The organism is Amycolatopsis sp. NPDC051716, from assembly GCF_040681595.1.
Taxonomy (GTDB): Bacteria; Actinomycetota; Actinomycetes; order Mycobacteriales; family Pseudonocardiaceae; genus Amycolatopsis.
This window is the reverse complement of the sequence record NZ_JBFAZA010000020.1, coordinates 96,434-108,519: the sequence shown is the minus strand read 5'-3', so window position 1 is coordinate 108,519 and position 12,086 is coordinate 96,434. Positions and strand designations below refer to the sequence as shown.

14 protein-coding genes are annotated in these 12,086 nt (G+C 68.6%); 13 read left to right on the top strand and 1 reads right to left on the bottom strand.

Annotated features, from left to right (window positions below; genetic code table 11):
• Positions 1 to 33 precede the first annotated feature (33 nt).
• The 12 genes from AB0M30_RS26965 (at position 34) to aroA (ending at position 10,180) form a co-directional block, all read left to right on the top strand.
• Complete coding sequence (locus AB0M30_RS26965; protein WP_364588800.1) at positions 34 to 477, top strand: hypothetical protein; 444 nt, start codon at positions 34 to 36, stop codon at positions 475 to 477.
• 510 nt (positions 478 to 987) lie between these two features.
• Positions 988 to 1,788, top strand: coding sequence for a F0F1 ATP synthase subunit A (gene atpB / locus AB0M30_RS26960; protein WP_364588797.1), 801 nt, complete (start codon positions 988 to 990; stop codon positions 1,786 to 1,788).
• 55 nt (positions 1,789 to 1,843) lie between these two features.
• Positions 1,844 to 2,101: an ATP F0F1 synthase subunit C gene (locus AB0M30_RS26955; protein ID WP_033261340.1), complete on the top strand. Its 258-nt coding sequence runs from the start codon at positions 1,844 to 1,846 to the stop codon at positions 2,099 to 2,101.
• A gap of 30 nt (positions 2,102 to 2,131) precedes the next feature.
• The gene (locus AB0M30_RS26950; protein WP_364588794.1) at positions 2,132 to 2,689 is read left to right on the top strand and encodes a F0F1 ATP synthase subunit B; all 558 of its coding nucleotides are present in this window, start codon (positions 2,132 to 2,134) and stop codon (positions 2,687 to 2,689) included.
• 6 nt (positions 2,690 to 2,695) lie between these two features.
• On the top strand, positions 2,696 to 3,520 hold the full coding sequence (locus AB0M30_RS26945) for a F0F1 ATP synthase subunit delta (protein WP_364588791.1): 825 nt from the start codon (positions 2,696 to 2,698) through the stop codon (positions 3,518 to 3,520).
• 57 nt (positions 3,521 to 3,577) lie between these two features.
• Positions 3,578 to 5,218 (top strand): F0F1 ATP synthase subunit alpha, encoded by a 1,641-nt coding sequence (gene atpA / locus AB0M30_RS26940; protein ID WP_360173892.1) that lies wholly within the window; start codon positions 3,578 to 3,580, stop codon positions 5,216 to 5,218.
• Positions 5,219 to 5,229: 11 nt separating this feature from the next.
• The gene (locus tag AB0M30_RS26935) at positions 5,230 to 6,177 is read left to right on the top strand and encodes a F0F1 ATP synthase subunit gamma (RefSeq protein WP_103344262.1); all 948 of its coding nucleotides are present in this window, start codon (positions 5,230 to 5,232) and stop codon (positions 6,175 to 6,177) included.
• Positions 6,177 to 7,604 carry a F0F1 ATP synthase subunit beta gene (gene atpD / locus AB0M30_RS26930; RefSeq protein WP_103344263.1) on the top strand — a complete coding sequence of 476 codons (1,428 nt, stop codon included), beginning with the start codon at positions 6,177 to 6,179 and terminating at the stop codon, positions 7,602 to 7,604. Before AB0M30_RS26935 ends, atpD begins: the two co-directional genes overlap by 1 nt.
• 127 nt (positions 7,605 to 7,731) lie before the next feature.
• On the top strand, positions 7,732 to 8,097 hold the full coding sequence (locus tag AB0M30_RS26925; RefSeq protein WP_003102658.1) for a F0F1 ATP synthase subunit epsilon: 366 nt from the start codon (positions 7,732 to 7,734) through the stop codon (positions 8,095 to 8,097).
• Positions 8,098 to 8,122: 25 nt separating this feature from the next.
• On the top strand, positions 8,123 to 8,557 hold the full coding sequence (locus AB0M30_RS26920; RefSeq protein WP_013229520.1) for a DUF2550 domain-containing protein: 435 nt from the start codon (positions 8,123 to 8,125) through the stop codon (positions 8,555 to 8,557).
• Between the two features lie 54 nt (positions 8,558 to 8,611).
• Positions 8,612 to 8,932 (top strand): putative quinol monooxygenase, encoded by a 321-nt coding sequence (locus AB0M30_RS26915; protein ID WP_364588787.1) that lies wholly within the window; start codon positions 8,612 to 8,614, stop codon positions 8,930 to 8,932.
• 9 nt (positions 8,933 to 8,941) lie between these two features.
• Positions 8,942 to 10,180 (top strand): 3-phosphoshikimate 1-carboxyvinyltransferase, encoded by a 1,239-nt coding sequence (gene aroA, locus AB0M30_RS26910; protein WP_364588784.1) that lies wholly within the window; start codon positions 8,942 to 8,944, stop codon positions 10,178 to 10,180.
• On the opposite strand, the gene AB0M30_RS26905 is transcribed toward aroA, so the two are convergent.
• A complete protein-coding gene (locus tag AB0M30_RS26905) occupies positions 10,177 to 10,749 on the bottom strand; it encodes a cob(I)yrinic acid a,c-diamide adenosyltransferase (RefSeq protein WP_364588781.1) in 573 nt (190 codons plus the stop codon). The genes aroA and AB0M30_RS26905 overlap by 4 nt on opposite strands.
• A 61-nt stretch (positions 10,750 to 10,810) precedes the next feature.
• Between AB0M30_RS26905 and murA the strand changes: the two genes are divergently transcribed.
• Complete coding sequence (gene murA, locus AB0M30_RS26900) at positions 10,811 to 12,085, top strand: UDP-N-acetylglucosamine 1-carboxyvinyltransferase (protein WP_360173909.1); 1,275 nt, start codon at positions 10,811 to 10,813, stop codon at positions 12,083 to 12,085.
• Position 12,086: the final 1 nt, after the last annotated feature.

The following is a 12,086-nucleotide window of genomic DNA, read 5'->3' as shown; positions in this document are numbered from 1 at the left end:
TACACTCGGGGGCAACCGAGCAGGGAGCCAGGTGTGAGCGAAGCCGAAACGCACGAGCAGGAGAACCCGCACGCCAAGGTGGTGCTGCAGGCGGCCCGCGCGATGACGAAGGCCTCGCTGCTGGTGACCCCGCCCGCGGTGCTGGTGTGCATCGCGTTGTTCACCATCCTCAACGGCCTGCCCGGCTTCCTGGGCTCGCTCGTCGGCGGCGTGCTCGCCATGCTGGCGTCGCTGTCCACGCTGGGCATGATGAGGTTCAGCGCGGGCCAGGACCCGATGTTCGTCATGGTCATCGCGCTCGGCGGGTACGTCGTGAAGGTCGTCCTGCTCTTCGGGGCGCTGACCCTGTTGAAGGGCGTCACCGCGCTGCACCCGATGTCGCTCGGCATCACGATGATCGTGGCCATCCTCCTCGCCGCCGCGGCCGAGTTCGCCGCCTTCCGCAAGACGAAGATCCCGACGATCATCCCGTCCTGACGCCGTTACTCTTCGTGCCCTCACCTGCGGCCGCCCGAGTGTGACCGGCGCCATAAAAGTGCGCTTTCGTGCGGACTGCGGACAGTGACCGGGACCCCTCGCCTGCGGTGATCCGGACCGGGTCCCGGCCCGCACCGGACCTGGGTCCCGGGGCGACCCGGGACCTAAGTCCTGGGCTGATCGGTTGGTTAGGAGTACGCCTGTCCGGCACTGATTGACCTGCTGGTATGGTCCGCGTCAAGGGTGGCGGCCTCGACCGCGCACTCCCTCAGACGAACCGCGATCAGCAGAGTGGCGACCGTGTAGTTCCGCCGTCCGGCCGCTGGTCCGAAGTAGACCGCAGGGCAGTGTTCACGCGAGACAACCCCGTGTGCAGAACGTGAAGCCGTGTTCATCGCACAGTGGGGCAGCCGCCTCCGACGTCCCGATACGTATCGGGTACGTTAAGTCCAGATCGTGACGATTCCCCCGGCGGAGTGAACGCCGGCCGGGAGAACCGGAAGGAGCCCAGTGGGCGCGCTGGTACTGACCGAGGGTGAGACATTCAAGCCCCCCGGTGTGGCGGACTTCAACCTGCCGCCTCTCTTCGGCTCCGGGTACTGGGGCAGCTTCACCAAGCCGATGCTGCTCGTGGTGATCTCCGTGATCATCATCATCGCCTACTTCGTGCTGGCGTCCCGGAAGCTGAAGGTCGTCCCCGGCAAGTCGCAGTTCATCGCCGAATCCATCTACGACTTCGGCCGCAACAACATCGCCAGGGAACAGATCGGCTCGAAGGACTTCAAGCCGTTCATCCCGCTGATCCTCGCGCTGTTCACCTTCGTACTGGTGAACAACTTGTTCGGGATCATCCCGTTCTTCCAGTTCCCGACGATGGCGCGGATCGGTTTCCCGCTCGCGCTCTCGGTGCTGGTCGTCTACCCGGTGTACCACTACGTCGGCTTCAAGCGCCACGGCTTCAAGGGTTACCTGAAGAAGGAGCTCGCGCCGGCCGGAGTGCCGGGCTTCGTGCTGCCGCTGTTTTCGACGATCGAGTTCGCGCAGAAGTTCTTCATCGCGCCGGCCACGCTCGCCATCCGGGTGTTCGCCGCGATGTTCGCCGGTCACCTCATCATCATGGTGTTCACCCTCGGCGGCACTTTCCTGCTGAACGAGACCGACGGGATCGGGCTGAAGCTCGTCTCGCCGGTGGCGTTCGCCTTCGCGATCCTGATGACTTTCCTCGAGGCCTTCATCCAGGTGCTGCAGGCCTTCATCTTCGCCCTGCTGTCGGCCGGGTACATCGGCGCCGCGCTGGCGTCGGAGCACTGAGAACACAAGCCCCCGATCCGCGCGAGCGCGTGGACCGAAGTGAAGGGAAATGCACGTGAGCAACATCGTTCTGGCCCAGGCCGCGGAGCAGGCCGCCAACATCAACCCCGGCCTCGCCGCCATCGGTTACGGCCTGGGCGCGATCGGCCCGGGCATCGGTGTGGGTCTGATCTTCGCCGCCGTCATCAACGGCACCGCGCGTCAGCCTGAGGCGCAGGGCAAGCTCCAGGGCATCGGCTTCTCGACCTTCGTGCTGACCGAGGTGCTGGCCCTGATCGGTATCGTCATCTACTTCATCGCCTCCGCTGCCTGAGTTCGTCAGCTCATCGCTTAAGGAGACGTCGTGCTGAAGACTGAATTGGTGTTGGCCGCCGAAGAGGCGCCCAACCCGATCCTCCCGCACATTCCCGAGGTCATTCTCGGGATCGTCGCCTTCGTGATCCTGCTGCTCGTTCTGAAGAAGTACGTCGTCCCTCGCTTCGAGGCCGCGTACGAAGAGCGTGCGCAGAAGATCGAGGGAGGCATCGAGAAGGCCGAGCGGGCTCAGGCCGAGGCCGAAGAGGCGCTGGCCAAGTACAAGGCCCAGCTGCAGGAGGCCCGGACCGAAGCCGCGAAGATCCGCGACGACGCCCGGCTCGAAGCCGAGCAGATCAAGGCGGAGCTGCGGGCCGACGCGGAAGCCGAGTCCCAGCGGATCGTCGCCCAGGGGCAGGCTCAGCTGCAGGCCCAGAAGGCGCAGATCATCGCGGAGCTGCGGGCCGACATGGGCCGCAACGCCGTCGAGCTGGCCAGCCGGATCGTCGGCGAGTCGCTCGAGGACGAGGCGCGCCGCCGCGGCACCGTCGACCGGTTCCTGGCGGAGCTGGAGACCTCGGGTGCCTCCAACGGAGCGGGGAAGTAACCAGAGATGACGCTGCATGCTGCGAGCCGTGAAGCGCTCGGCCTCGCCGAGGAACGCCTCGGCGAGGTTCTGGCCGACGCGGGAGCCGACGCGGCCACGGTCGGCGACGAGCTGCTCTCCGTCGTCGACCTGCTGGACCGGGAGATCGGCCTGCGCCGGGCGGTGAGTGACGCTTCGGCGACGCCGGAGTCACGCTCCGAGCTGGTGCGCCGGCTGTTCGACGGCAAGCTGTCCGAACCGGCCCTGAAGGTGCTCGACGCCGTGGCGGGCAGCCGCTGGTCCAGCCCTCGTCAGCTGGTCGACGGACTCGAGTCGCTCGGGTACTCCGCGCTGCTCACTGCGGCCGAAAAGACCGGCAACATCGACGCCGTCGAGACCCAGCTGTTCCAGGTCGCGCGCGTGGTGGCCCACCACCCGGAGCTCGAGACCGCACTGTCGGACCTGGCCGGTCCCGCGGATGCCAAGCGGAACCTGGTGCGCGGGCTGTTCGCCGACAAGGTGGACGTGGTCACCGAGACCCTCGTCGAGCAGGTCGTCCGCCGGGCCAAGGGGCGCGGTGTCGGCGTCGGCCTCGACGCGCTGGTCAAGCTGGCCGCGGAGCGGCGTCAGCGCTCGGTGGCCTACGTGACCAGTGCGAGCGCCCTGACCGACGAGCAGACCGCCCAGCTGGGCGCGAAGCTGAACGCCATCTACGGGCGGTCGATCGCGCTGCACGTCGAGGTCGACCCCAGTCTCGGCGGCGGGCTCGTCGTCCGCGTCGGCGACGAGGTCATCGACGGAAGCGCGGCGGGGCAGCTCGCGGCGTTGCGCAGGCGGCTGGCCCGGGCATAGCCCCAGGTCACACAAGACTTTGCATACTGGCAAGAACGAAGCGAGAGCGGGAAAGACATGGCCGAGCTGACGATCTCCTCGGATGAGATCCGTAGCGCGATCGAGAACTACGTCTCGAGTTACGCCCCGGACGTGAGCCGGGAAGAAGTTGGCGTCGTGATCGACGCGGGTGACGGTATCGCCCACGTCGAGGGCCTCCCCTCGGCCATGGCCAACGAGCTGCTCGAGTTCCCCGGCGGCGTCCTGGGCGTCGCCCTGAACCTGGACGCGCGCTCCATCGGTGCCGCGATCCTCGGTGACTTCGAAAGCATCGAAGAGGGCCAGCAGGTCAAGCGCACCGGGCAGGTCCTGTCGGTGCCGGTCGGCGACGGCTACCTCGGCCGCGTCGTCAACCCGCTGGGCCAGGCGATCGACGGCCTCGGCGAGATCGAGACCACCGACCGCCGCGCGCTGGAGCTGAAGGCCGCCTCGGTGGTCGAGCGCCAGCCGGTGTCGGAGCCGCTGCAGACCGGCATCACCGCCATCGACGCGATGACGCCGATCGGGCGCGGCCAGCGCCAGCTGATCATCGGTGACCGCAAGACGGGCAAGACCGCCGTCGCCGTGGACACGATCATCAACCAGAAGGCCAACTGGGAGACCGGCGACCCGAAGAAGCAGGTTCGCTGCATCTACGTCGCCGTCGGCCAGAAGGGCTCGACGATCGCCGCGGTCAAGAAGTCCCTCGAGGACTCCGGCGCGATGGAGTACACCACCATCGTCGCGGCCCCGGCTTCGGACTCCGCCGGCTTCAAGTGGATCGCGCCGTACACCGGCTCGGCCATCGGCCAGCACTGGATGTACGAGGGCAAGCACGTCCTCATCGTGTTCGACGACCTGACCAAGCAGGCCGACGCCTACCGCGCGATCTCGCTGCTGCTGCGCCGCCCGCCGGGCCGCGAGGCGTTCCCCGGCGACGTCTTCTACTTGCACTCCCGCCTGCTGGAGCGGTGCGCGAAGCTGTCGGACGAGCTGGGCGCCGGCTCGCTCACCGGTCTCCCGATCATCGAGACCAAGGCGAACGACGTGTCGGCCTACATCCCGACCAACGTCATCTCGATCACCGACGGCCAGTGCTTCTTCCAGTCGGACCTGTTCAACGCCGGCCAGCGCCCGGCCATCGACGTGGGCATCTCGGTGTCCCGCGTGGGTGGTGCCGCGCAGGTCAAGGCGATGAAGTCGGTCTCCGGTTCGCTCCGGATCGACCTGTCGCAGTACCGCGAGCTGGAGGCCTTCGCGGCCTTCGCCTCGGACCTCGACGACGCGTCGAAGGCGCAGCTCGAGCGCGGTGCCCGCCTGTACGAGGTGCTCAAGCAGCCGCAGTACTCGCCGATCCCGGTCGAGGAGCAGGTCTGCACGGTGTGGCTGGGCACGAACGGCCACTACGACTCGGTCCCGACCGAGGACGTCCGCCGCTTCAACCACGAGTTCCTCGACTCGGCCCGGCGCAAGCACGCCGAGATCCTCGACACGATCCGCGAGAGCGGCAAGTTCGAGGACGAGACCGCCGACAAGCTGGTCGCCGCGGTGAACGAGTTCAAGAAGGAGTTCACCACGTCCGAGGGCAAGTCCCTGGTCGAGGCGGACGCCGACGCGATGGACGCCGACAAGGTCGGGCACGAGACCGTCAAGGTCAACAAGCCCGCCCCGAAGAAGTGAGCTGATAGCTCATGGCCGCACAACTCCGGGAACTCCGGTCGCGCATCAAGGCGACCAAGTCGATCGGCAAGATCACCAAGGCGATGGAGCTCATCGCCACCGCGCGCATCACCAAGGCGCGGGCGAAGGTCGCCGCCTCCCGGCCGTACGCGGACGAGATCACCAAGGTGCTCTCGGCGCTGGCCGGTGCGGCGGCCAACCTCGACCACCCGATGCTGGTCGAGCGCCCGAACCCGAAGCGGGCCGCTGTCCTGGTCGTGACCAGTGACAAGGGCCAGTGCGGTGGCTACAACTCCAACGTGCTGCGCGCGACCGAAGAGCTGCTCGCCCTCCTGCGTTCGGAGGGCAAGGAGCCCCAGGTCTACGTCACGGGCAACAAGGGCCTGAACTACTACCGGTTCCGCAACCGCCCGGTCGAGGACAGCTGGACGGGCTTCTCCGACCAGCCGACCTACGCCGGCGCGGTGGCGGCCGGTGAGACCCTGGTCGAGTCGTTCATGGCCGGTGTCGACGACGAGCACGGCAACACCGACGGCGTCACGGGTGTCGACGAGATCCACATCGTCTACACCGAGTTCGTGTCGATGCTGACCCAGCGGCCGGTCGCCAAGCGCGTCGCGCCGCTCGAGGTCGAGTACACCGACGGCGAGGAGGAGCAGCAGCCGAAGCCGGGCGAGCTGCTCCCCAGCTACGAGTTCGAGCCGAGTGCCGACACGCTGCTGGACGCTCTGCTGCCGAAGTACATCAACACGCGGCTCTACGCGGCCTTCCTCGAGTCGGCGGCGTCCGAGCTGGCCGCCCGCCGGACGGCGATGAAGGCCGCCTCGGACAACGCGAACGACCTGGTGGGCAACCTGACGCGGGAGATGAACCAGGCCCGCCAGGCGCAGATCACCCAGGAGATCTCCGAAATCGTCGGTGGCGCGAACGCGCTCACCGCAGCAGGAAGTGATGATTGATGACCAGTACTGAAGCTCCGCGCGCCAAGGGGCGCATCGTGTCGGTGACCGGTCCGGTCGTCGACGTCGAGTTCCCGCGCGGTTCCGTCCCCGAGCAGTTCAACGCCCTCAAGGTCGAGATCGAGTTCGAGCAGCTCCGCAAGACGGTGACGCTCGAGGTCGCCTCCCACCTGGGTGACAACCTCGTCCGCACCATCTCCCTGCAGCCGCAGGACGGCCTGGTGCGCGGCGCCGAGGTCACCGACACCGGCGGCCCGATCACGGTCCCGGTCGGCGACAAGGTCAAGGGTCACGTCTACAACGCCCTCGGCGAGTGCCTCGACGAGCCCGGCTACGGCGATGACCTCGAGCGCTGGGGCATCCACCGCAACGCGCCGTCCTTCGACCAGCTCGAGGGCAAGACCGAGATGCTGGAGACCGGCCTCAAGGTCGTCGACCTGCTCACCCCGTACGTCCAGGGTGGCAAGATCGGCCTGTTCGGCGGGGCCGGCGTCGGCAAGACGGTGCTCATCAAGGAGATGATCACCCGCGTCGCCCGGAACTTCGGTGGTACCTCGGTGTTCGCCGGCGTCGGCGAGCGCACCCGTGAGGGCAACGACCTCTTCCTGGAGATGTCCGAGGACGGCGTCATCAACGACACCGCCCTCATCTTCGGCCAGATGGACGAGCCGCCGGGCACCCGCATGCGGGTCGCGCTGTCCGCGCTGACCATGGCGGAGTACTTCCGCGACGTCCAGAACCAGGACGTGCTGCTGTTCATCGACAACATCTTCCGGTTCACCCAGGCCGGCTCGGAGGTGTCGACCCTGCTGGGCCGCATGCCGTCGGCCGTGGGTTACCAGCCGACGCTGGCCGACGAGATGGGGCAGCTGCAGGAGCGGATCACCTCGACCCGGGGTCGTTCGATCACCTCGATGCAGGCGATCTACGTCCCCGCGGACGACTACACCGACCCGGCCCCGGCCGCGACGTTCGCCCACCTGGACGCCACCACCGAGCTCTCCCGGTCGGTGTTCCAGAAGGGCATCTTCCCGGCGGTGGACCCGCTGGCGTCGACGTCGACGATCCTCGACCCGGCCATCGTCGGTGAGGACCACTACCGCGTCGCCTCCGAGGTCATCCGGATCCTGCAGAAGTACAAGGAACTGCAGGACATCATCGCGATCCTCGGTATGGACGAGCTGTCGGAAGAGGACAAGCTGACCGTTCAGCGCGCGCGCCGCATCGAGCGGTTCCTGTCGCAGAACATGCTGGTCGCCGAGGCGTTCACGCAGATCCCGGGCTCGACGGTGCCGCTGTCGGAGACCATCGAGTCGTTCGACCGCATCACCAAGGGTGACTTCGACCACTACCCGGAGCAGGCGTTCCTGGGTATCGGTGGCCTCGAGGACCTCGAGAAGAAGTACAAGGAAATCACCAAGAAGTGATGCGTTAGCAGACGCAGTCGAGGGCGGCGGGGGCAGTGTCCTATATGGACTCGGGCCCCCGCCGTTCTCATACCAGGAGACAGACCTATTACACTCGGTGGTAACACCCCGAGCGAAGGAGTGCTACGTGGCTGAGATGTCCGTGGAGCTGGTGGCCGTCGAGCGCCGTCTCTGGTCGGGTACTGCCACTTTCGTGGTGGCCCAGACCACCGAGGGCGAGATCGGCATCATGGCCGGTCACGAACCCGTGCTCGGTCAGCTGGTCGAGGGTGGCGTGGTCAAGGTGACGACCACCGACGGGGAGACGGTCTGCGCGGCCGTCCACGGCGGGTTCCTGTCCGTGACCGGTACCGGGGTGAGCATCCTCGCCGAGAGCGCCGAGCTCTCGGACGAGATCGACGTCGAGGCAGCCAAGGCGGCCCTGACCGGGGACGACGAAACCGAGCGGGCGAGGGCTTCGGCCCAGCTCCGCGCAGCGGGTCAGTCGGCCTGAGCGCGAGACGGGCAGGAGCCGGGCCGTGAAGATCACCGTGGTCGTAGCAGGGCTCCTGATCGTGCTCGCGGTGCTGGCCGCCTGGTACGGCCAGCGGTGGATCCGGATGCGCCGCGGTGGTGGCGTGAGCGTCGCGCTGCGGTGGCGTCCGGACAACCCGCGTTCCAGCTGGCACCTGGGGCTCGGCCGCTACGAGGGCGACGAGTTCGTCTGGTACCGGGTGTGGAGCCTGCGCACCGGCGCGGACCGCGTCTTCCAGCGCGAAAGCATGCAGATCGCCGACCGCCGGGACCCGTCCGGCACCGAGGCCTACGCCGTTCCCGAGGGCTCGACCGTGCTGCGCTGCGAGTCGGAGACCCAGGAGGCGATCGAGATCGCCATGGGACCGGGTGCGCTGACGGGCTTCCTTTCGTGGCTCGAGTCCGCCCCGCCCGGGCGGCGCCTCCCGCGGGCGTCCTGACCTGTCTCATTCCGAGACAGCCGGCGGTGGCTGCGCGGGTTTACCGTGGAGGCCATGATTCTCATCGTGGTCAAGTGGCCGGTGAAGGCCGAGCACGCGGACTCCTGGCTCGACATCGTCGGGGACTTCACCCGCGGCACCCGTGCCGAGGCCGGTAACAAGTTCTTCGAGTGGTCCCGCAGCGTCGACGACCGGAACACGTACGTGCTGGTCGAGGGCTTCGAGGGGCAGGACGCGGCCGTCGCGCACGTCGGCTCCGAGCACTTCAAGACGGCGGTCGCGACGCTGGGTGCGTACATCTCCGACAACCCGCGGATCATCAACGTCCAGGACGCCTCCGACTGGGGCCCGATGGCCGAGATTTCCCCCCACTAAACTCACGGTGTGACTCTCGTCGAGATCCCCGGCTCCAAGTCCGTCACCGCCCGTGGCCTGTTCCTCGCCGCCGCCGCGCACGGCACCACCGTGCTCGGCCGTCCGTTGCACTCGGACGACACCGAGGGCTTCGCCGAGGGCCTGGTCGAGCTCGGCTACCGCGTCGACCGGCAGCCGGGCGAGTGGACCATCGAGGGCCGGCCGTCGGGTCCGGGGGTCGCCGAAGCCGACGTCTTCTGCCGGGACGGCGCCACGACGGCCCGGTTCCTGCCCGCGCTGGCCGCGGCCGGCACCGGCACCTTCCGCTTCGACGCCTCCGACCAGATGCGCCGCCGCCCGCTGGGGCCGCTCACCGACGCCCTGCAGGAGCTGGGCGTCGACCTCGAGTTCCGCGGCGAGCCGGGTCACCACCCGCTGACGGTCCGCGCGAACGGCATCAAGGGCGGCGAGCTGACCCTGGACGCGGGGCTGTCCTCGCAGTTCCTGACGGCGTTGCTGCTGGTCGGGCCGCTGACCGCGGAGGGCCTGCGGATCACGGTGACCGACCTCGTGTCGGTGCCGTACGTCGAAATCACGCTGGAGATGATGCGCCGCTTCGGCGTCGACGTCCGCCGCGAGGGGCAGACGTTCGTGGTCCCGGCGCAGCCGTACCAGGGGTGCGCGTACCCGGTGGAGCCGGACGCGTCGACGGCGAGCTACTTCCTGGCCGCGGCGGCGGTCACCGGCCGCACGGTGACCATCCCGGGCCTCGGCTCGGACGCCCTGCAGGGCGACGTGAAGTTCGCCGACGTGCTGCGGGAGATGGGCGCGCACGTCGACCTGACGCCGGACTCGGTGACGGTCGCGGGCCCGTCGGACGGCCTGCGCGGCATCACGGTGAACATGCGGGACATCTCCGACACGGTCCCCACCCTGGCGGCGATCGCGCCGTTCGCCTCCGGCCCGGTGCGCATCGAGGACGTCTACAACACGCGCATCAAGGAGTGCGACCGGCTCGACGCGTGCGAGGAGAACCTGCGCGCGATGGGCATCGAGGTGGCGACCGGCCGCGACTGGATCGAGATCCAGCCGGGCGAGCCCACGGGCACCGTGGTGTCCTGCCGCCGTGACCACCGGATCGCGATGGCGTTCAGCATCACGGGCCTGCTGGTCGACGGCGTGACCCTGGACGACCCGGAGTGCGTGAAGAAGACCTTCCCCGGCTTCCACCAGGCCCTGGGGACCCTGCGGGAGGGCTGGGGGATCTAGGGCTGCCCGCCCGGCGCCCACAGCACGTCACCCTCGGGATTGGCCAGCCGGGCGAGGATGAACAGCAGGTCCGACAGCCGGTTCAGGTACTTCAGGGCGATCGGGTTCGTCGTCTCCGGCTCCGCCTCGTAGAGGGCCCAGGCCGAGCGCTCCGCGCGTCGCGACACCGTGCGCGCCTGGTGCAGGAACGCCGCGCCCGGAGTGCCGCCCGGCAGGATGAACGACGTCAGCTTCGGCAGCCGCTCGTTGAACTCGTCGCACCAGGTCTCGAGCCGGGAGACGTACTCCTCGGTGATCCGCAGCGGCGGGTACGGCGGGTCGTCGGAGATCGGTAGGCAGAGGTCGGCCCCGACGTCGAAGAGATCGTTCTGCACCGTGCGCAGCACGTCCGTCACCTCGGCCGGCAGGCCGCCGACCGCGATCGCCAGGCCGAGCACCGAGTTCGTCTCGTCCGTGTCCGCGTACGCGCCCAGTCGCGGGGACGTCTTCGGCACGCGGGACCCGTCGCCGAGCGCGGTCGTGCCGTTGTCGCCGACCTTCGTGTAGACGCGGTTGATGCGAACGACCATGAACCCACCATAGCGGCCCCCGCCCGGGCCGAATCCGGGCGAGAGGGCATGATTGGCGGCCATGAGCGAGCACTTCGACGTGCATGGCGGAGCCCGGCTGGTCGGCGAGGTCGACGTGGTCGGCGCCAAGAACAGCGTGCTGAAGCTGATGGCCGCGGCACTGCTGGCCGAGGGCACCACGACCATCACGAACTGCCCGCAGATCCTCGACGTCCCGCTGATGGGCGACGTGCTGCGGAGCGTCGGCTGCGAGGTCGTGATCGAGGGCGACACCGCCACCATCACGACGCCGGCCGAGCTGTCGCACCGCGCGGATTCGGCGGCGATGGGCAAGCTGCGCGCGTCCGTCTGCGTGCTGGGGCCGCTGGTCGGCCGGCTGAAGCAGGCCGTCGTGGCGCTGCCGGGCGGCGACGCGATCGGCTCGCGCCCGCTGGACATGCACCAGAACGGCCTGCGCAAGCTGGGCGCGACGAGCACGATCGAGCACGGCTGCGTCGTCGCGAAGGCCGAGACGCTGGTCGGCGCGCAGATCTGGCTGGACTTCCCGAGCGTCGGCGCGACCGAGAACATCCTGATGGCGGCCGTGCTGGCCGAGGGCACCACGGTCATCGACAACTGCGCGCGCGAGCCGGAGATCGTCGACATCTGCACGATGCTCATCGAGATGGGCGCGAAGATCGAGGGCGCCGGCACGTCGACGCTGACCGTGCACGGCGTGGAGCAGCTGCACCCCACGACGCACAGCGTGATCGGCGACCGGATCGTGGGCGCCACCTGGGCGTTCGCCGCCTCGATGTCCCGCGGCGACATCACCGTGCGCGGGGTCAACCCGCACCACCTCGACCTGGTGCTGAACAAGCTCCAGCTGGCCGGCGCGGACGTCGAAACGTTCGGGGACAAGGGTTTCCGCGTGGTCCAGCCGGAGCGCCCGAAGGCGGTCGACTGGGTGACGCTGCCGTACCCCGGCTTCGCGACCGACCTGCAGCCGTTCGCGGTGGCGCTGTCGGCGGTGTCGGAAGGCACGTCGATGATCACGGAGAACGTCTACGAGGCGCGCTTCCGCTTCATCGAAGAGATGGTCAGGTTGTCGGGCGACGCCCGCACGGACGGCCACCACGCGGTGGTCCGCGGCGTCGAACGGCTCTCGAGCGCGCCGGTCTGGGCGTCGGACATCCGCGCGGGCGCGGGGCTGGTGCTCGCCGGCCTGTGCGCGGACGGCGTCACCGAGGTGTGGGACGTCTTCCACATCGACCGCGGCTACCCGCACTTCGTCGAGAACCTGAACCGCCTGGGCGCGAACATCAAGCGCGTCGCCGGCGAGCCTGAGCGGAAGTGAG